General features: G+C 42.5%; 18 protein-coding genes. 6 read left to right on the plus strand and 12 right to left on the minus strand.

The genetic code is table 11. The features are described 5' to 3' along the window. Positions 1-861: 861 nt before the first annotated feature. Positions 862-1875: a tetratricopeptide repeat protein gene (locus F6K37_RS03960; protein ID WP_008181208.1), complete on the minus strand. Its 1014-nt coding sequence runs from the start codon at positions 1873-1875 to the stop codon at positions 862-864. Between the two features lie 374 nt (positions 1876-2249). On the opposite strand from F6K37_RS03960, the gene F6K37_RS03965 reads away from it, so the two are divergent. Continuing rightward, positions 2250-4319 (plus strand): elongation factor G, encoded by a 2070-nt coding sequence (locus tag F6K37_RS03965; RefSeq protein WP_008181210.1) that lies wholly within the window; start codon positions 2250-2252, stop codon positions 4317-4319. Positions 4320-4818: 499 nt separating this feature from the next. Here F6K37_RS03965 and F6K37_RS03970 read toward each other — a convergent pair whose 3' ends face one another. Then, positions 4819-5058 (minus strand): hypothetical protein, encoded by a 240-nt coding sequence (locus tag F6K37_RS03970; protein WP_287248302.1) that lies wholly within the window; start codon positions 5056-5058, stop codon positions 4819-4821. A 109-nt stretch (positions 5059-5167) separates the two neighbouring features. Here F6K37_RS03970 and F6K37_RS03975 point away from each other — a divergent pair, with 109 nt between their 5' ends. Beyond that, complete coding sequence (locus F6K37_RS03975) at positions 5168-5458, plus strand: hypothetical protein (protein ID WP_287248304.1); 291 nt, start codon at positions 5168-5170, stop codon at positions 5456-5458. A gap of 375 nt (positions 5459-5833) precedes the next feature. On the opposite strand, the gene F6K37_RS03980 is transcribed toward F6K37_RS03975, so the two are convergent. The 4 genes from F6K37_RS03980 to F6K37_RS03995 form a co-directional block, all read right to left on the minus strand. Further along, positions 5834-7036: a glycosyltransferase gene (locus tag F6K37_RS03980; RefSeq protein ID WP_287248307.1), complete on the minus strand. Its 1203-nt coding sequence runs from the start codon at positions 7034-7036 to the stop codon at positions 5834-5836. 22 nt (positions 7037-7058) lie between these two features. Then, complete coding sequence (locus F6K37_RS03985; protein WP_287248310.1) at positions 7059-7196, minus strand: hypothetical protein; 138 nt, start codon at positions 7194-7196, stop codon at positions 7059-7061. 29 nt (positions 7197-7225) lie between these two features. Next, positions 7226-8560 (minus strand): glycosyltransferase family 2 protein, encoded by a 1335-nt coding sequence (locus F6K37_RS03990; RefSeq protein WP_287248312.1) that lies wholly within the window; start codon positions 8558-8560, stop codon positions 7226-7228. A gap of 384 nt (positions 8561-8944) precedes the next feature. Beyond that, positions 8945-9211: a hypothetical protein gene (locus F6K37_RS03995; RefSeq protein WP_287248314.1), complete on the minus strand. Its 267-nt coding sequence runs from the start codon at positions 9209-9211 to the stop codon at positions 8945-8947. A gap of 70 nt (positions 9212-9281) precedes the next feature. On the opposite strand from F6K37_RS03995, the gene F6K37_RS04000 reads away from it, so the two are divergent. Continuing rightward, the gene (locus tag F6K37_RS04000) at positions 9282-9461 is read left to right on the plus strand and encodes a hypothetical protein (RefSeq protein WP_287248317.1); all 180 of its coding nucleotides are present in this window, start codon (positions 9282-9284) and stop codon (positions 9459-9461) included. 44 nt (positions 9462-9505) lie between these two features. Here the strand turns inward: F6K37_RS04000 and F6K37_RS04005 are convergent, their stop codons facing one another. Beyond that, positions 9506-11311 (minus strand): sulfotransferase, encoded by a 1806-nt coding sequence (locus tag F6K37_RS04005; RefSeq protein WP_287248319.1) that lies wholly within the window; start codon positions 11309-11311, stop codon positions 9506-9508. A 197-nt stretch (positions 11312-11508) separates the two neighbouring features. Here F6K37_RS04005 and F6K37_RS44475 point away from each other — a divergent pair, with 197 nt between their 5' ends. After that, on the plus strand, positions 11509-12120 hold the full coding sequence (locus F6K37_RS44475; protein ID WP_353837747.1) for an alkaline phosphatase family protein: 612 nt from the start codon (positions 11509-11511) through the stop codon (positions 12118-12120). Positions 12121-12150: 30 nt separating this feature from the next. Further along, the gene (locus F6K37_RS44480; RefSeq protein ID WP_353837749.1) at positions 12151-13077 is read left to right on the plus strand and encodes a hypothetical protein; all 927 of its coding nucleotides are present in this window, start codon (positions 12151-12153) and stop codon (positions 13075-13077) included. A gap of 117 nt (positions 13078-13194) precedes the next feature. On the opposite strand, the gene F6K37_RS04015 is transcribed toward F6K37_RS44480, so the two are convergent. Further along, positions 13195-14922 (minus strand): NAD(P)/FAD-dependent oxidoreductase, encoded by a 1728-nt coding sequence (locus F6K37_RS04015; RefSeq protein WP_287248320.1) that lies wholly within the window; start codon positions 14920-14922, stop codon positions 13195-13197. Between the two features lie 186 nt (positions 14923-15108). Here F6K37_RS04015 and F6K37_RS04020 point away from each other — a divergent pair, with 186 nt between their 5' ends. Further along, a complete protein-coding gene (locus tag F6K37_RS04020) occupies positions 15109-16326 on the plus strand; it encodes a cytochrome P450 (RefSeq protein ID WP_287248322.1) in 1218 nt (405 codons plus the stop codon). On the opposite strand, the gene F6K37_RS04025 is transcribed toward F6K37_RS04020, so the two are convergent. The 4 genes from F6K37_RS04025 to F6K37_RS04040 all read right to left on the minus strand — a co-directional run bounded on the left by F6K37_RS04025 (position 16327) and on the right by F6K37_RS04040 (position 19200). After that, complete coding sequence (locus F6K37_RS04025; protein WP_287248324.1) at positions 16327-16953, minus strand: O-methyltransferase; 627 nt, start codon at positions 16951-16953, stop codon at positions 16327-16329. It abuts the gene before it with no gap. A gap of 46 nt (positions 16954-16999) precedes the next feature. After that, entirely contained in the window at positions 17000-17263 is a 264-nt protein-coding gene (locus F6K37_RS04030) for an acyl carrier protein (protein ID WP_287248327.1), read from the minus strand. A 123-nt stretch (positions 17264-17386) separates the two neighbouring features. Beyond that, on the minus strand, positions 17387-17653 hold the full coding sequence (locus F6K37_RS04035; RefSeq protein ID WP_287248329.1) for an acyl carrier protein: 267 nt from the start codon (positions 17651-17653) through the stop codon (positions 17387-17389). A gap of 17 nt (positions 17654-17670) precedes the next feature. Beyond that, positions 17671-19200, minus strand: coding sequence for a class I adenylate-forming enzyme family protein (locus F6K37_RS04040; RefSeq protein WP_287248330.1), 1530 nt, complete (start codon positions 19198-19200; stop codon positions 17671-17673). Between the last annotated feature and the right edge of the window lie 342 nt (positions 19201-19542).

Here is a 19542-nt window from a genome sequence, read left to right on the forward strand (position 1 = left end):
TCGTCTTATCCACTAAACTCAAGGTCTCCCAAGGTTACTCCACTTTTAATAATCGGCTAAAAATTCAAGCTAGACTAGTATTAGCCGGTAAAATACCTAAAGTTTTCCATATAAAGGACAATCCATTTTAAGCTTTTTAATTTTTGTAGCCCTATAAGTTAAATTAAAATGTGATATGATAATTTTTTATTTGTTTTTAAAATATAAAAAATTATCTATGAAATTATTATAATAATCAGTAAAATACCACTAATAATAAATCAGTAAAAAATACTGACAATAGGGTTGCTTTTATTACTATAAATAGTTAGTTTATTTATAGTAATAATTTTATTAATAATTAAAAATATTCGGTTAAGCCTGCCATCAAAAAAAGCAAAAAACAACTGATATAGAAATCCTAATAAAAACGTGATAAACATCAACAGGAGGATGGGTGGATTCTTCCCCATCTTCCCCATCTCGATCAATCATCCCCCTACAGATGCAACGCTCCCGATTTATCTGTGGGGAGTCGTCAAGTCGCTTGACCGTAGGTCACGCTGCGCGAACGCTCCAATTCAAAGTTCAAAATTATTAATTCAAAATGATTCGGACAATTCTAGATTTTTAATTTTTAATTTTTAATTTTTAATTCCCCGGGGGGCTTGTACCCGGAATTAATTAATTCAAAATTTGTTCAATGTCTTGATGCAATAGCGAGTGGGGGAAACCACGGCAATAGCGAGTGGGGGGAACCCCCAAGACCGCGCTGCCTCCCCAAGACCGCGCTGCATCGCTTCTAGATTTTTAATTTTTAATTTTTAATTTTTAATTCCCCAAAGGGGTCAAAGCTAACAAGTTCTGATGGTACAAACCCCACTAAAAACCAGAATTACGGGCTTGCTCCATCAACTGCTCAGCCCTACGTCCCCACTGGGGATTACCTTGGCTATTGTAAAGGTCTCTAGCATACTGCAAGACTTCCAGAGCATCACTAAATCGGTTTTGGCGCAGAAATACTACACCAGCACCATAATAGGCATTAGCGTAGTTCGAGTTAGCTACCGCTGCTTGCTGGAAAGCTGCCAGAGCACCATCCAAATCTCTCTGATTAAATAAAATTCCCCCGATATTGTAGTGGGCTTCGGGGTATTTGGGATTGATTTTGATCGCTTGCTCAAACGCCTTTTTTGCTTCCTCCAGCTTGCCCTGTTGCCTATAAATCAGTCCCAAATGATATGCCGGTTCGGGAGCATTACGGCTAAATTCCATTGCTTGTTTAAATGATGCGATCGCTTGTGCGGGTGTTCGCAACTGGGACATAACTAGACCCATGTTATAGTGAGCAACACCCAGTTTAGGGTCAAGTTCCAGAGCTCTTTCTAGATATTCCCGTGCCTGAGACAAATTCTTTCCTTCCAACAGAGCAGCCCCTAAATTAGCAAAGGCTAGAGCAAATTTGGGATCAGTCTGGGTTGCCCGATAAAAGGCATCGGCTGACGCCTGCAATTTACCAACCTGCCGCAATGCTAGACCCAAGTTGTAGTGTGCTGGTGCTAGCTTGGGATTCAGTTGGGCTGCCTTTTCAAACGCCACAATCGCTTCAAGTACCTTACTCTGTTGAATTAATGCCAGTCCTTGATTAAGTTGCTCAAGGGCTGCCGGTTGAGTTGGTTTAAGTGCTGGCAGATACTGAGACTGGGCGATTTGTCTACTACTGTAACCGTAAGGGCGAGTAAGGGGATGATGTCTACTCAGTCTCTCTGGTGAATCCTTCAGATGATCTGGGTTAACCCCTAGGGCATGGGAAACTAGTGGCTGTGTCAGCACCAACAGCCAACTGACTCCTAGGCAGAAATATCCTCTGGCAGTGACTTTTGTGTTAACAAACATTAAGTTGAGTGGGAACAAATTTTTCTTAAGATTTTTGAAACATTTTTTTTTATAGTTGTTACGTGTATTCATATTTTTTGAAAATTAGTGACCTAGAGTTATCTAACTTAACAGTTTTAGTAGTTTACATTACAAGACATTGCAAGTTCGATCTAGATCAAACCAAAATAAGTTAATCTCACAACCAGATAACGTTGATCCCATCTCAACAAAACTTCTGCATAAACCAGTAGTCAGGAGATAAGTAGGTAGAATGATTAGGTAAGAGAACCGTTGACATGGCACTTTTTAATCAACTAACCTCCCTACCAGATCATCCCCTTCAAGCTCCGCTTCAATGCATAAGTCCAATTGAAATAATTTGGGGGTAAATTATGAACGGCAAAGTGTGTAAAGCCACCCGTAATGTGGCAATTGTTGGTCCGTATCTCAGTGGTAAAACCACTCTACTCGAAAGTTTGTTGTCCGTTACTGGTAGGATTTCTCGCAAAGGCACAGTAAAGGAAGGCAACACCGTCGGTGATAGTGCCACCGAGGCCAGGCAACGCCAAATGAGTGTGGAGGTAACTGCCGCCAGCACCGAGTATCAAGATATCTGCTTCAATTTTATAGACTGTCCCGGTTCCATTGAATTTGCTCAAGAAACCTACAACGCCTTAGTTGGTGTGGATGCGGCTGTCGTGGTTTGTGAACCAGTAAGCGATCGCGTCCTCACCCTAGCACCCTTATTCAAATTTCTCGACGACTGGGAAATCCCCCACTTAGTCTTTATTAACAAAATGGATCGGTTTGAGTTGACCGATGATGCTAATGGTAACTCCTTACGGTCCGTCTTCGATGCCCTCAATTCCGTTTCCACTCGCCCCTTAGTACTGCACCAATACCCCATTGGTAAGGGAGAACACCTCACCGGATTTATTGATTTAGTCACCGAACAAGCCTATCTTTACCATCCTGATGCCCCAGCTGATCCGATCCCACTGCCAGAGTCATTGAAAGAGGCAGAACAGCAAGCACGCACAGAATTACTAGAAACCTTAGCAGATTTTGACGACCACCTCCTCGAAGAACTACTAGAAGAAATCGAGCCACCCCAAGAAGAAATTGTCCAAGACCTGAAGATGGAATTGGGGGCCGACTTGATTGTACCTGTATTTATAGGTGTTGCTCAGCAAGATTACGGTGTTCGCCCCTTGATCGATGCCCTACTGCGGGAAGCACCAACCCCAGAAACCACCGCCGAGCGTCGGGACATTGCTGGTGATGAATCAAGCACGGTGGCACAGGTACTCAAAACCTATTACACTCCCCAAGGTGGAAAACTCTCCCTAGTGCGAGTTTGGCAAGGTAAACTAACCGATGGCATGGTCTTTAATGGTGCCCGCGCCGGAGGCTTATACCGTATGTTTGGTCACCACACTCAGTCAGTTTCCCAAGTCTCTGCTGGTGATATCATTGCCCTGGGACGCTTAGAGGGCATTAAAACTGGTGACACCCTGACCACTGATACGGGTAATCGAGAGATTAAATTACCAATAGCTGAGGCAAGCAAACCAGTCTATGCGTTAGCCATTACCCCTCAGAAGCGCAAAGATGAGGTTAAGCTGAGTGGTGCCTTAACCAAGCTGCTGGAAGAAGACCCATCTTTGGTGTGGGAACAACATGGAGACACTCACGAAATCATCCTATGGGGACAGGGAGATATTCATCTTCAGGTTGCTCTAGACCGGATGAGCCGCAAATACAACTTACCGATGACCACTCACTTACCCCGAGTGCCTTACAAAGAAACTATCCGCAAATCCACTACCTCTCACGGGCGCTACAAGCACCAAAGTGGTGGTCATGGGCAATATGGTGATGTCTACCTTGATATCCAACCCTTGTCTCGGGGTGAAGGGTTTAACTTCTCCGAAAGCATTGTCGGTGGGGTCGTCCCAAAGCAATATATCCCTGGTGTGGAGATCGGAGTAAAGGAGTACTTGTCCCACGGACCCTTAGGCTTCCCAGTGGTAGATGTGGCTGTTACTCTCACCAATGGCTCTTACCACTCGGTAGATAGTTCGGAACAGGCATTTAAACAAGCAGCACGGCTCGCTATGACCGGTGGTATGCCCAATTGTGAACCAACGTTACTTGAGCCAATTATGTCTGTTGGGGTCTATGCACCTCAGGAATTTACCTCTAAGGTGCTGCAATTGATCACCGGTCATCGGGGTCAAATCCTCGGCTATGAGACCTGTTCTGATTGGACAGGATGGGATTGTGTCTCTGGCTATATCCCCCAGGCAGAAATGCAAAACTTGATCATGGAATTGCGATCGCTTACTCTAGGGATCGGTTTCTTTAATTGGACCTATGACCATCTCCAGGAAGTGCCAGGTAAGCTAGCTGATCGGGTGCTGGCCACCGCTGGCAATGGAAATGGTAATGGTAAGAGCTAGGTTAATCCTGTTAGGTAAGCATTCAGCCGTCAGCCTAATGCCGTCAGCTTATTTTATTCAAAAGCACCTCAAGTAGCGATGCAGCGCGGTCTTGGGGAGGCAGCGCGGTCTTGGGGGTCCCCCCCATGAGCGACTGCCGTGGTTTCCCCCGGAAACGAAACCTTAGACAGGCTCGCCTTTATGGTTGGTAGGCTATGCAGATGCATGGTTAAAACTTATTGATTAAGGCGAGCCTGTCTTACGGTAACTATCGCCAAAGGCGACGCTTCGCGAACAAACCACTCGCTATTGCATCAAGACAGCCTGCGCTATGGGGATAATCTGTTCCGGTAGCGTGGCCACAGACCCAAAGCTGATACGCGACACGCTGATAGCTGTTGGCGTAGCCTGGGCGTAGCGCATATGCTTACCCTGTTAGGGGTTAGGTTAATGGTTAATGGTTAATAGTTAATCGTTAATGATTTTATTACTTAAAGCCTAAAGCAATCATTCCTAATCCCTAGCGAGAGGCTACCCGCTGGAGTTTTTCAAAAATAAAGGGAACTATCAAAATCAGTAGTTTGATTGGCCAAGGAACAAAAAATAGGCTGACAAACAGACACAGTAAGGCTGTTATAGCTGCAGCCACTTTGACGATTTCTTCAGTAGTCTTAACGCAAAGGTAAATGGCTACTGAGGCGATCATCAAAGTTATCGATAATGGGATAATCATAATTATTACCTCAACATTTTCCGCCATAATTACCTAACCTAGCATCAGGGTTATGGAAAACATAGCAGTTGAGTCAGGTTGCCCCGTCTAGGCAAGAGGGGGGTGCTGACCATGCAACACTGCCAATTAGCAGAACTTGATCCCAGATTATTCTCCTAGAGACTACACGATTGAGAATGGGATTTTCGGATACTTACCTAAATTGTCCCACCTTGGGGTTCGTTTGATTCACCTCAAGACTGAAGTTCCCCCAAAGTTTGAACTACTCGAAACCTCAATCCCAATCTCTGTGGTGTTTCTAGATTATGATGTACTTACTGCTACTGGGTACAGTCTTATTCAGAATGCTCACAACGTTCAACTGAAGGGCTATGAAGCGATGCAGCGCGGTCTTGGGGAGGCAGTGCGGTCTTGGACGAAACCTTAGAGAGTGGAGCCTTATTTCATATAACTTAAAAGTATGACCCATAACCTGTCGCTATCAAGGCGACCCTCTCTTACGGTAACTTCAAAGGGGCTTCCCCCCATGAGCAACTGCCGTGGTTTCCACGGGGCTTACAAGGTGCGGAAACAAGTTCCGCACACAGAACCAAAACCATGAGCGACTCCATCAAGACAAGGCAGGGTTTATTGAGAACTATCCCCGGTTACCCAACAAGATGCGTTTACCCTGCCATTTCTAAACGTTATTCTTGAAAAGAAATCACCACATACCTTGGATATACATTCCTGGACGATAGACATAACAACCCATGAATGCCGCATATTAGCAAACACTCAATGTGGCCGATAAAAAGAGAGATCATGGTGGATCTCCCAAGAAATTAGTCGTTTGATGCCCAGATTTGGAATGCAAGGCAAGATCTAAAAGACGAGGCAAAACAATTCGATAGCTAAATACCCGTTCAGCAACCTCGCGAGCTGCTTTAGAGTGACGTAAATAGTCATGCTTAACACAATTCAGGCAGTGAACTGCCTCGTCGAGGGTCGAAAACATTAATAGCCCGTTTCCAGAAGAGACCTCATCTCTGAAACCCGTATCCTGCAAAACGGTAGGACATCCAGCGGCTAAGTAGCATACGCTGCGATCGCTAAACCAACCACTACGAGTTATAACATAGGCCTGTTTTGCTACACTAAATTCTCCCTTTGACTGGGTGATGTATGCCTGATACTCCTCAAAGTTCTCACTAAATTGACTATCTCGGATTTGCCATCCAGCAACCTCAAACTGCTTGCGTTCTTTAGGGCCAATGCCACAAAGGGCAAGTTCTAAAGGAAACGGTGATCGCTTAGGAAGGTCAAGCAACCGTAAAAATTCCTCTCGCTTCTGTCCGTAAGTTTTACCTTCGTAGGTGATACTACCATAGGCAGTCCAATTGGCAACAGTAGTAAAAGGAATATCAGTATTGGATTTAAGGTAGGCTGAATTCGTAGGAGATTCATCTGTCCAAATTTCTGGCACAACAGGAGGAACAGTTGGTAACCAGTCTCGACCATGAGTTGGAATAGAGCAACCGAATTGACCAATATTCGTCCCATAGCTAAAGAGCATCTGATAATCTTCTAATCCTCCAATTGCAAACTTTCCTATTTGAGTAAAAAAAGGATCCATATCTATGAGCGCCCGCCGTTGACACAGCTTGAAATCTGGCAACCAGCACACGCCACCGATATTCAGCAGTAAATCAGCCGTTTTTAATGCCTCTTTGAGATCATCCCAAACTAAGCCATAGATTCTACCTGTTTCTCGATTAATGAAGCCTAACTCAGCATTGATACCAAATCGTGAAAATAGGTTTTTGACGACTCTAATTCCTGGTTCAGGGTCATCGCTATAGTTTCGATAGGAGGGATCATAGCAAGACTGAGACCAACCACTTTCCTCTAGATATATTACCTGATGCCCCATTTTGGAAAAACCCAAAAGGTAATGAAAAAATGCCAGCAAATTACCTACAACTGGATGACGAATCATATAACCACAAATAATGATACGTGCCATTCTTATAACTCCAACCGTTGCATTAAACTACCAAGCTTTGGCGTTGCTTAATAATGGCATGACTTGAAGAGTTTTGTGGAATGGGCATCTTGCCGTGGAACGGGCATCTTGCCCGTTTCAATTGTCGGGCAGGCAGGATACCCACCCCACTCCTATTCATTCCCTAATTCAGCAACACCAGTAAAGCCATTATTGCCGTAACTTAAAGACAACCAGATGGTCATTTTCTAGTAAACAGCAAAATTTTGAGCGCAAGTAGCCATGGAAATTGGTATAGTGACTAAACCACCAAAACGTCGGCCAGGTAAAGACAATAAAATTGGCTCCGTTTTGATGCAGTCGCTCTAGTTCTGCAATGGCGGTGTAATCGTCCGGTGGTAGTCCCCAATATTGCCCGTTTTGCTCAAGAAAGGGGAGGGTTCGCCACCTGGAAAAAGCCTCGGAATCAAATTGATTTTCATCGACAAGGATAAAGGCTTCCTCTACAGGAATAATTGATTCCACTGCTTTTACTATTTGAGCAACTTGTCTTGACCAACTCGATTCAACCTGTTGCTTGTGGACTTGAGTAACTGCTGAACCAATCCCCGGCACTTGTTTGGTCGCAACAATAATGTCACGCAGCAATTGGTGTCTGTACTCTTTTATCCACTTCGCCATTTCGAGATAACAAGGTAGGCGATCGCGCCAACTGACTGGCGAGCGATTGATCCCCGCAATATGTCCGGCCAATAGCTGCCAAGCTGGGAAAAAAAGCTTTGCCGATCTTTTTGGGTTGTACCAGGCAATTGCTTTATAGGGGTTGCGAAAGTCGTAAGCCCGCACTGATCGCTTTCTATGTTCCCGACTGAGGAAGAGAAACTCCGGAATTTCATAAAAGCGCCCGTGAAGACTCAACTCAGTTAGTAAGGTCAGGTCGCATTCCGGATAACTGCCAAAAAGCGGTGTCTTCTTCAAGACTTCTGACCGCATTAGCCCCCAAATGGGAAATGTTTCCACTGGTGCTAAGACTTCGCGGAATCTTCTGTAAGGTACCGTCGAATCGAACTCCGGTCTTGTCTCCCATTCTTTCCTGGGATTACCTTGCTCATCAATGGTAATAGTCCTAGGATAACAGAGGATAACAGACGGGTCGCGGTCTAGGACTTCGACGCATTTGGCAAGAAACTCGGGTCGAATCACGTCGTCATGGGAGGCCCATTTGAAATATTCGCCTGATGCCAATTCAAAGGCTCGGTTGGAGTTAACAACAGCACCAAAATTTTCTGGATTCCGATAGTACCGGACTCGCTCATCTTGTGCTGCGTAAGCTTTACAAATGGCTTCCGTTTGGTCTGTCGAAGCGTTGTCGGAGATAATTAGTTCAAAATCAGTAAATGTTTGAGCAAGAATTGAATCAATGGCTTCCCTGATGAAATTTTCCCCATTGTAGACTGCCAACCCAATGCTAACTCTGGGACTATTTTTTTTACTTACAAGCCCTTGTTTGCTAAGCTGATCGGGCAAATATTTTTTTGACTGCATGAGAGTAAAGTAATTTATTTGAGGGATTACTAAAACATCAATTCGCGACAAAGGCGATTAGACTATTTAATTGTAAATATTTGGCAAACCCAGAATGTTGAATTTCAATGTTTGCTCGATCCATTTTCACACCTTGTTGAATCTCAATGTTGACTTGATCCATTTTAATCGGATTGTAGTGTCAATGTTTAGTTTTGTAACAACTATGGAATAACCTATTTCTAAGCTTTTCACTGATTTTACATTTTGTCACATAGGTTGATTTGTTAACGCCCACCTACTTACGCAGCTAAACTTTAATTGTAAATATTTGGCTAGCCCAGAATAGTATAGTAACTGTTAGCATGGTAATGTCTCCTTAATCCAATTTCACTATTCAACTATTCAACTCATAGCTGCTTCAAGCATGGGTAGTAGAACTCGATCTGTGGAAAAATATTGTTCTGCGATTTGACGCGCAGCAAGACAGTGCTGTTCATAATCGGCGTTAATGGTCTCGATTCCCTTCAGGGCTTCGGAGAGGTTACGGAAAGTGAGAATTCCTTTTCCAGTTGGCAAGTAGTCACCAATGCCTGTGTCTTGCACTAAAATTGGCCGACCGGAGGCAAGATAGCAGACGCTGCGATCGCTAACCCATCCACCCCGACTCAATACATGAACCTATCCCACTAATATAAAAACGTGATAATCTATTTCTCACTTGAGTTGGGTGTATCAATTTATGGCTGGGCGTTTTGAAGGATTGAGCGACTTAGAATGGAAGTTGTTTGAAGATATATTTCCCAAGGAACCAGAAAAACGTGGCAAGGGAATGCCTCATACACCGTATCGTTATGTATTAAATAGTCTGTTGTACATTCTAATTACACAGAATATTACTATTTTGGAGATGTCTACTTAGCGATCGCAACTTGGTATGAACCATGCCCAAAAATGAAATATCAGTCATTTAAATTCCAGGTGAAATATAACCAGGCATTCGTTTTCCCAAATACAGGAGAAATGGGAGCGCAGGTAATCGTGAAATTGGGAATAGAATTCAAACCACCAGAAGGCAACAGAGGCAAAGGCGATAAATTTTGCTCCTGCCTGGCGCATTCGTTCTAACTCAGCAATGGCAGTTTCATCATCCGGTGGTGCCCCCCAATACTGCCCATCCCGTTCTAGAAAAGGCGAGTAAGAACGATGGCTAGCTTCTGTTGTGCAGTCATCAACAAAAATGAATTGACAATCTGCCGGAATCAGCATTTCGATATAAGCCCAGGTTGCCCCAGCCTGTTTGCTCCAATACTGTAGATTTTTCCAATAGTGACTCTGGGGAAAGGGCACCGAAGGCAAAGTCAGTTCTAGAAACGGACAAACTTTGTCCCAGCGATCGCCGTTGTAGATGTCCATCACCAACAGATCCGATGGTCGGTTTTGGAAATAGTCCAGAACCCCTTGAACGTAGCCCTCGTAAGCTTGCCAATATCGGTCGGCATTGAACTCAAACAAACCGTAGTTGAGTTGGTAGAGCAAGAATTCGTTTAACGGTTCCCCCTCTGGGTTGAGCCAAGACACATTTTCTGCCATGGTGCTGGCGAGATTTTCCATGGACTCAAGCCAACTGTGCTTTTCTCGAACAGTCAAAATGAATTTGCTGCCGGGATAGACTTGATCCAGTTGGCGATAGAAGGGAGCAATGCCATCAACTAAACCTTGGTATTGTTCCAGAATAGGCAGCTTACTGCCATTGAGCAAAGCATTGAGGGCGTTGGGATTGTGAGAATAGTATTTGGTGCCAATTCCCAGATGATTGAGGGCTTCACTCAGACTCTCGCTGCCTGTGCCACTCAAACCAATGCCGAAGACCTTGTGTGACTCCTGGGCTGTTTTAAAGTTGCGAAACATGGCGTAGGCAGCGAGTCTCACCGAAGGCCGGACAGAACTATTACTGGGTGTATCCTTAACCTCCTCGACTTTGACTTCCCGCATTTGGGCTGCTCCGTCCCCAGGCAAGGCAGGATCACCCTCTAGATATCCATGTTTCCTTAAAAACTGGTCGCTGAGGTAGAGGGTGGCATTGAGCCAAGGCTCCTGCTTAATGAATCCATGTCCGACCCCGTCTGCTGTGTAAAGGGTCGCTTCTACCCCTAGGGATCTGGCTTGCTTGAAATAGGAGATCCCCTGATCCAAGTCTGGATCTTCAGTACCGTAGAATAAAACGGTGGGAGGGATATTGGCGTGCAAATTGAGATTGGGAGAAATGTTGCGAGCTATCTCAGCCGAACCGACCATCTGGGTTCGATCTTCATCGGAAAAGTCCAGGATGGGATTGAACAGTAGCAGCAAGTTGGCTTGGCAGGAAATACTCAAATCTTCCCCTGGGGCATCACATCCCTTCACTGTACAAGTCGCGGCAGCCATCTGCCCACCACCAGAAGAACCAGCAACTGCGATTCGGTCTGGATCGATACCCAGTATTTGAGGATGGCTTCGCACCCAGCGTATAGCACTCTTGGCATCTTCACTACATTTGTCAATTGTAGTACCGTGATAATGTTTGGTACGATGGTCAACTTCGATTGCCACCAGACCACGAGTAGCCAAGTATGCTGCCTGGTAATTAAACTGTCCCTTCAGATGGTGGTAAAGCCCCCCGCCAAAAAAGAAAACCACTGCGGGTCGCCGATCTACTGACTTCCATCCGGATGGCAAGTGGACATCGAGCATCAATTCACCTTGTGGTGTTTGCTTGTAGGCATACTGCACGATTGTATTCCTCTGAGGTATCATGGCAGTTGAATCAATTGGCTGGCCAGGGATTGATATCATCAGTTTGGTAAAATTCGCGGGGCTAAAATACAAACTTGAGTAGAGCTAAGTATAAATTATAGTATAGTCTGGAAGCTATTTTCAATGAATAAGCTACTATATAAATATTCCTGTTCAAATACTTAGTTGTATCAATGAAATCTAAAGTCATTGCTATTGGTTTAGATGCTGCGGCTCCCGATCAGGTGGAAAATTGGATCGCTCAAGGATATCTTAGCAATCTTAACCATCTGAAATCTCAAGGGGTTAGTGGAAGACTAACAAACATTGAATACTATCGAGCAGAGACTCCCTGGACAACTTTTCTGACAGGTTGTTTTCCTGAGAAAACAGGGTATTGGGGTCCTCAGAAATTTCACCATTCTAACTACAATGTATCTGACATCAAGGCTTATGATTTCCAGGAATATCCTCCTTTCTATACGTTGAATAGTGACTACCGTGTTACTGTTTTTGATATGCCTCAAACTAGACTCTGTCCAGAAGTGAAAGGATTACAAGTCTTAGGTTGGGGTTCTCACTCTCAGCAAGGATCGAGTTGCTCAAAACCTGACCATCTCCTCAAAGAAATTGTTGATAAATATGGCAAACATCCTGCTTATGGTAGAGACTGGGCAAATTGTTATGATCTTGAAACCATAAATACCCTTAAAAACCGATTACTGACGGGGATTTCTCAAAGAAGTCAAATTTGCCAGGAACTACTTCATCAAGATTGGGATTTTTTCTTGACAATGTTTTCATAAACCCATTCAGGAGGTCATTATTTTTGGCACTTGAGTCAACCCCATCCTCTATCTGAGATCAATGAGGGCAGTGATTTTTTATTAGAAATCTTCCAAGGAGTTGATCGAGCGATTGGCGAAATTTTGTCTCAAGTTTCTGAAGAGACTTATGTTGTTATTTTTTCTGCTCATGGCATGAGTTCTAATTTTTTAGATGTTCCCAGTATGTTTTTCCTCGCAGAGTTTATGTATCGATGGACTTTTCCAGGTCAAACTGCTTTAGTTGCAGGAAAACAAAACACGACTCCTCCTTTACCGAAGTTTAATTACTTTTATCCGAACTGGGATTGGGATTATTGGCAACAAGAAATATGGAGTCAGAGAACTTCAGGAATAGAATTAGAATCTCCTAGACAGCAACAGGAAGCAGGTGAACCAATGTGCTGGCAACCGGCTAACTGGTATAAACCCATTTGGCACAAAATGAAAGCTTTTGCCCTACCGAGTTTTTCTGATGGTTACATTCGGATTAATTTGAAGGGACGTGAGGCTTTAGGACAGGTTCAGCCGTCTGATTACGATCAAGTTTGCAATGATATTTGTGAACATTTGTCACGTCTGACAGATGGGAGAACAGGTAAGCCTATGGTAAAGCAAGTGATTCGCACTAGACAAGATCCAACAACTGAGAATCTTAAGAATTGTCCGGCTGATTTAATTGTTAAATGGCAAGAAGATCATCCCACAGATGTAGTTGATAGTCCTGATTTTGGTAGAATTGGTCCTGTTCCTTATTTACGCAGTGGAAGCCATAACTCTCAAGGCTTTGTCATGATCAAAGGACCTCAAATGGAAGCAGGAAAATCTTTACCCATTGGGAAAGCACCAGATTTACCAGCAACAATTTTAAATTTAATGGGAATCCCAATTCCTGATTATTTTGATGGTCAATCCCTGATCAATATAGAAGACTTTTAATTATTTAATACATTTATACTACTAAATAGCGATCGCACTGTGCCAGTTGCGTAAGTCCTGATATTAATCGTCAAGACAACAAAATTAACTTTACGTTTTTAGCTGAGACTTAATGGACTAAACAGCCACAAATTTTTCCTCAACTGACTTGAAGCGAATCAGCTGACGCAATTGTTTGGTAATTGGGCGCAAATCCCGAGGCTTAGTTCTCGGTCGAAACAGTCCATCAGATTCCCATTTTTCTGGATTTAAACTAATTGCCCAAGAGTTCAACCAAATCCCTTCTGGAAACTGGGATAATTGTTCCGGCATGGTATCTTCCAATGCCAATAAAAACATCACTTGAACCAATTCTTCCAAAAGTTGAATGCTGGCTGTATGGTCATCAATTAGCTCTTGCTCAGTTTTGTTGGGGGCTAAATTACGAGTTCTTAACTCTCTGACGAACGGAATCTTCAGGTAATCAATGAAGTCAAAGGAAAATCGCCCCTGTGATTTCGTCAACCAATCTCGGAAAAATTGATTCATCCGCTGAGACAAAATAAACAAAACTCCCGCTCCCTGGGAAACTTTAGCCCTTTTGCTTGGTTCAAGAAATAGCATATTAAACATTAACGGTGCGCTAAAAGCCCAAGCAGTTAAAACATCCCATAGCAACTTCATTGCCATTACCGTATCATTGCCAAAACATAGATAGGTACTATGAATCTGCGAGGTAATACTCTCGCTATATGAGATCAGAAAACGATTAGCTTCATCTACAGTTTGTTGAGTTAGCTTACCTTGAAGATCGAGTTCAATCATCTGGATAGTTAGAGAATTGCCAAAACCAATTAAATCAGTTCCAGGAGAATAAAAGGGGTCAGCAAATACCCCCGCTACTCCCACACAAGACCAGCGATTTATGGAAAATAGCTGCTGAGAGGAGTAAGTATATTGAGGCAGTTTTTGAAAGTCTACAGGTGGTTTATCTTTGAGATGAAGTGCCACTGTTGGTTCGTATGTTTCTAGCCATTGATAAGCTTTTTCGTATGTGTGATAAGTTCCAAAGGGGTGAACATTTTCATCAGTTACAATTCCCAAACTTGTGTAGCCACTAGATAGAGGAATCAGCCATAACCAATATCCTTCTCCGCACAAATGATTTGTAGAGAAATAGCGAATTCTGTTGGGAACTCTTCCATGCCATTCTTGTTCAGTCTCCGGCACAAAATCATCCACATCGAAGCGACCTTCTACCCGAAACCAAACAGCACTAAATTTAGACTTGAGGGGTTTAGCTAAACCCAGTTTTTTTTGTAATAAACGGCGGTAACCTGTGGAGTCAATTACCCAACGAGCCTGAATAATTTGAGGATTTTTATTGTTGTCTTTACTGTAAATAACTTGATGATGTTTTGCTGATTCGGAGGCTAATTTAATGTCTTTGACTAGACAATTTTCCAACAATTCGATTCCGGCATTAACATTAAATTGGCGTAAATCACTCTCTAACACCCCTCTGTCTATTTGATAGGAATGAGGCGGCTCAAATTCAGAAAGCCCAATTTCAGGTCGTTTGTGAAAATCCCCAGTTGTGTCACCCAGGAAATAGCGAAATCCCAGTTTATGCAAGTGATTCTTTTCAAAATAGTCAGTCATCTCAAGGACATTAGCCAAGTAATAAGCACCCACCTCAACAGTTGATTCTCCTACCTTAAAACCAGCTTGTGGAAGGGGGCGAGCCAGCCGATCCAGAAGAACAATTGAGAGCTCCGGCATTTTCAAGTTTAACTGTCGCGCTAGAGTCAGCCCAGCTAATCCTGAACCGCAAATTGCTACATCATAGGTTTGTTGTATCATCATTATTTTCAAGTTATGTTAAAATCAGGGCAAATTAATTGTCTTGTTAACCTAAGATGCATTCAAACTGGGACTTGTCAAGTTAGGTTTCCAACCCGGAAAGATTCTCCCCTTCTCCCCGTCAGTCTGAATAGCCAATTTAAATGCTGAAGACCTTAACCTAGCATAGGAGGAGTAAGAAAACAACTGATGAAACCGATCCAGTTTAATCCTTTTGTTCCTGAGTTTCGCATTAATCCTTATCCTATATATCATCGGCTTCGCGCTGAAAATGATATTTGCTCTACCCTTGGAGGCGCTTGGTTTCTTACTCGCTATGAACATGTGAAGACTATTTTAAAGGAGCGTCGTGTTTATAGTTATGAACGTCCAAAGTTGATCTCAGAAAAAAATAAAGATTTACAAAATAAAGGCAAAAATATTGACGCGCTTGTAGATACTAGCAACAAATTTTTATTTTACATAAATCCGCCGGATCATACTCGATTACGCCGTCTGGTAAGTAAAGCATTGCTTCCGGTAGTGATTGAGGGTATGCGTCCCCAAATCCAGACAATCGTAGATGAATGTTTAGAGGTGGTACAAATTAGAGGGGAGATGGATATTATCGCCGATCTAGCAGAGGTACTTCCTGCGAATGTGATTGCTAGGATGTTAGGAGTTTCCCCCGGTGATGCACCAAAACGACTTCAGCAAAACTCTCAGATTTTATCTCGTATTCTTGACTCTTTAATCTCCTTAGAAGAATATGAAGCTATCAACAAGGGAATTTTGGAATTTCAAGAATACTTTCGGGTTCTGATTGCTCAACGATCTAAAGCTCCACAAGATGATCTAATTAGCTATTTGATTGCAGCCAGAGATAAAAATGACAAGCTTAGTGAAGAAGAAGTATTAGCAATTTGCATCCAATTGTTTGTTGCCGCAGAAGAAACAACAGTTAATTTAATAGGTAATGGAATGTTAGCATTGCTCCAACATCCAGAACAAATGGAAAAACTAAAACAAAACCCGCAAATTATCCGAATTGCGGTGGAAGAAATGCTTCGTTATGACAGTCCAATACAGACAATTAGTCGGATTGCTGGTGATACCTTAGAAATAGGAAGACAGACAGTTCAAAAAGGAGAGAAAATATTTCTCTGTTTAGGCGCTGCTAATCGAGATCCCTCTCAATTTTATCAACCCGATCAATTCGACATTTCCCGAGCGGAAAACCAGCACCTAGCTTTTGGCGATGGTACTCATCGTTGTTTAGGTGCTAGTCTAGCACGCATCCAAGCAGAAATTGCGATCGATAGCTTACTGCAAAAATTGCCCAATCTGAAACTAGCCTCAGACAAATTAGAGTGGCGCAAAAACTTAGCTTTACGGGGACTAAAGGCTCTTCCAGTAACATTTAGTTAATTAATTGATTTCTTTTCGCGTTACCTCAAGACCTTGACCAATATCAATTTGAATTGAATCTAAATCTGGTTTAGCCCGGACACATTCTTGATAAGCCTTCATGATTGGAGCAAAATCAGGAGGAAAATTGATGTTATCAGCAACGATAATCGCCCCAGGAGCAAGCTTTTCGTACAAGCGATTAAAGCAGGGAATGTAAAACTGCTTCCAGAGATCGAGCAAGACAAAATCCCAAGTTCCTGGTAAAGTTTCCACTAACTTTACCGCATCCCCAAGTTGAAAATCGACAAAGTCTTCTAAACCAGCCTTACGAATATTTTCTACTGCTTGGGCCTGCTTAGTAGCAACATATTCAAGAGTGGTGACGCAACCACCATTTACCCGCGCTGCTTCCGCTAACCAAATTGTTGAATAGCCAACGCTAGTCCCAATTTCAAGAATGCGTTTGCCACCTTGGGTTTTGAGCAGCATATTCAAAAACTCTCCAGTTTGTCGGCCAACTGCGAGCATCATGTTATCTAAATGCTTGGCTCTTTCTTGAGGACTAAGTGCTTGGAGTTGGTTATGTTCTGCTTCCAAGCGAGCATCAAATTCAGACAATAGATTAACTATGCGTACTTCCTTCATAGATAAACCCTCAAATACAACTGACTAGCGGTTATCAACCTGTAAGTTATTTAATTTGTTTGCTGCTCTTTTTCTCAACTAACTTAACCAGACCGGCTACGTTTTGGAAATTTTCAAAGGTAATATCATCCGCTGTCAACTCGATGCCAAACGTCTCTTGCAGTTTAGTCAGTAAGTTCATTGCATTTATGGAGTTCAGTCCCAGATTGAAAATGTCACTTTCAAGTGACAGTTCTTCACTACTCACTTCGGGCAATATTTCTAAAACCAACTGTTTTGTTGTTTGCCTAATCTCTGCAAGGCTCTGCATGATGCTAACCTCCTTATTTTTTTAGGGAAATACTAACGATTCATCATCATTTTAATCAAATTACACAGTAAGGCTCCAGATGACTGGCTGCCTTGGAACCATAGGTAATCTGATTAACTGTCATTAGCCTGATTGACTGCGCTTTTTCTCAACTAGGTTAACGAGACCGTTCAAGTTTTGAAAGTTTTCAAAGGTAATATCTTCGGCTGACAATTCAATGGCAAAAGTCTTTTGCAGTTTACTCAGTAGGTTCATGGCGTTGATTGAATCCAGTCCCAGATTCAAAATATCACTATCGGGCAACAGTTCTACACTGCTAATCCCTGGCAAAACTTCTAAGACTAACTCTTTGGTTGTCTGGGTAATATCTGCTCTGGTTTTTATAGACATTGTTTCCTGAGTGATAGTTAAACGAGGTCTTTTCTTAAGATTTTACCCAAAGGACTCTTGGGAATTTTATCTCGAAACTCAATTATCTTAGGAATTTTAAATTTTGCTAACTTCCCTTGACAAAAATACAGAATCTCTTGGGAAGTACATTCCTGAGTCAATGGAACAATCACCGCTTTTACCTTTTCTCCTGCATAGATTTCCTTGACTCCAACCACAACTGCTTCTTTCACCTGGGGATGGGATATTAGCACATCTTCAATTTCCAAGGGATCGACTTTATAGCCTCCCGTATCAATAAGTAGCTTTTTCCTTCCGGTAATATAAAGGCGACCTGCTGCATCTTTTTTACCTAAGTCTCCCGTAAAAAATGCTCCATTTTGCCATACTTGTCGATTGAGTTCTGGCAGATTAGCATAACCCCGAGTCAGCGCCTCACTCTTGATAACAACTTCTCCTCTAGTTTCTATCGGTAGTTCGTTTCCTTCTTCATCAACAATAGTTACGGTAACATTTTTCATGGGCATCCCAACTGAATCATGGGTGTTTTCTACTTGCTCATCTAAATTAATTGTTACTGAACCCGCTTCCGTACAGCCATAAAGCTGTCTCACTGGAACTTTCCACCGCTGTAAAAATTTAACAAACGTCTCTTTTGACAAAAAATTTCCTGCCGAGAAACACAATCTTAAGTTTGATAAATCAGGGTTTACATCCGCTGGTGTTTCTGCTATGGCTTCCACGATATAAGGAACAATTGGAAGTATAGTCACTTTTTCTGTTTCCAGTAGTTCCAAGATGCGATTGCGACGAAAAATAAAGGGAACTTCCACGATAGTTTCCCCTTGTAATACTGGTTCTAAAATAACCAAAGTTGCTCCATTACTGAGGGCAGCTAACAGACAATTGCCTAACCCATGTGCATGATGTAGGGGAACGAGACAAAGAATGATGTCTGCTTTGTTTATGTGAGCTGTTTCAGCCAAATTTTTGGCTTCATGGTATAAATTATATTGAGTTCGACAAATACGTTTTGGAATCCCTGTAGTTCCAGAAGAATACTGATAGATTATATCTCCTAAGTAGGCTTCAGTATCTGCTTCATTTTCTCCGGTATCTGCAACCATTAAATCGTAGAAATTTTCAGCTTCTGAACCGTTAGCATCCACCAAAATCACTTTTATTTCAGGGTTAAATTTTTCTTTCAAAACATAGCAAATATCGGCTCGCTGTCTATCTGTAATAATCACTTTTGCCTGACTATCTTGGAGATATCCCTCAATTTCTTCTGCTTTAAACAGCGGATTTAAAGGTAAGATGATGGCCTTTTGTTTGGCGATCGCGTAGAAAGCAATGATAAATTCTGGGCAGTTGGGTAACAAGACAGCAACGCAGTCCCCTTCTCCAATGCCGAGGTTTCTGAGCCCCCGACTGAATTCCCGAACCCAGTGATAAAGTTGCTGATAGCTAATCGGAGAGCGATCGTAGACGATAGCAGTTTTGTCAGGAAATTTATGGGTTATTTCCTTCAGTAATCTTTCTAGCATTTAATTTACTCAAAATTTTGTCAAGAAACTCGATGAGACCCGAATTGCAAATTATATGGCGTTGCACAATCAAGGAATGATTTTAATATATGCATCAAAAAATTTCCCTTTCACTCCATAATAATGATTCGATATTTTTAGCCCACCTACTTACGCAGCTAAACTTTAATTGTAAATATTTGGCTAGCCCAGAATATAGGACTAATATTTGATTTCTGAAACACCAAATTGCCTAGAAGCTTGCCATACAAAGGTTTATTTCTCAGTATACGTAGCAAGATTCAAGTACGATTCCTATAGTATAGTAACTGTTAGCATGGTAATGTCTCCTTAATCCAATTT

This window comes from Moorena sp. SIO4E2 (assembly GCF_010671945.1).
GTDB classification, from domain to species: domain Bacteria; phylum Cyanobacteriota; class Cyanobacteriia; order Cyanobacteriales; family Coleofasciculaceae; genus Moorena; species Moorena producens.

What these genes read in the sequence shown, in the direction of transcription:
- F6K37_RS03990 (WP_287248312.1), bottom strand. Translation starts at nt 8,560, where the DNA reads ATGCAGTCAAAAAAATATTTGCCCGATCAGCTTAGCAAACAAGGGCTT.
- F6K37_RS44475 (WP_353837747.1), top strand. Translation starts at nt 11,509, where the DNA reads ATGAAATCTAAAGTCATTGCTATTGGTTTAGATGCTGCGGCTCCCGAT.
- F6K37_RS04015 (WP_287248320.1), bottom strand. Translation starts at nt 14,922, where the DNA reads ATGATGATACAACAAACCTATGATGTAGCAATTTGCGGTTCAGGATTA.
- F6K37_RS04030 (WP_287248327.1), bottom strand. Translation starts at nt 17,263, where the DNA reads ATGCAGAGCCTTGCAGAGATTAGGCAAACAACAAAACAGTTGGTTTTA.
- F6K37_RS03980 (WP_287248307.1), bottom strand. Translation starts at nt 7,036, where the DNA reads ATGGCACGTATCATTATTTGTGGTTATATGATTCGTCATCCAGTTGTA.
- F6K37_RS03960 (WP_008181208.1), bottom strand. Translation starts at nt 1,875, where the DNA reads ATGTTTGTTAACACAAAAGTCACTGCCAGAGGATATTTCTGCCTAGGA.
- F6K37_RS04040 (WP_287248330.1), bottom strand. Translation starts at nt 19,200, where the DNA reads ATGCTAGAAAGATTACTGAAGGAAATAACCCATAAATTTCCTGACAAA.
- F6K37_RS04025 (WP_287248324.1), bottom strand. Translation starts at nt 16,953, where the DNA reads ATGAAGGAAGTACGCATAGTTAATCTATTGTCTGAATTTGATGCTCGC.
- F6K37_RS04020 (WP_287248322.1), top strand. Translation starts at nt 15,109, where the DNA reads ATGAAACCGATCCAGTTTAATCCTTTTGTTCCTGAGTTTCGCATTAAT.
- F6K37_RS04000 (WP_287248317.1), top strand. Translation starts at nt 9,282, where the DNA reads ATGGCTGGGCGTTTTGAAGGATTGAGCGACTTAGAATGGAAGTTGTTT.
- F6K37_RS04035 (WP_287248329.1), bottom strand. Translation starts at nt 17,653, where the DNA reads ATGTCTATAAAAACCAGAGCAGATATTACCCAGACAACCAAAGAGTTA.
- F6K37_RS03965 (WP_008181210.1), top strand. Translation starts at nt 2,250, where the DNA reads ATGAACGGCAAAGTGTGTAAAGCCACCCGTAATGTGGCAATTGTTGGT.
- F6K37_RS03985 (WP_287248310.1), bottom strand. Translation starts at nt 7,196, where the DNA reads ATGAATAGGAGTGGGGTGGGTATCCTGCCTGCCCGACAATTGAAACGG.
- F6K37_RS03970 (WP_287248302.1), bottom strand. Translation starts at nt 5,058, where the DNA reads ATGGCGGAAAATGTTGAGGTAATAATTATGATTATCCCATTATCGATA.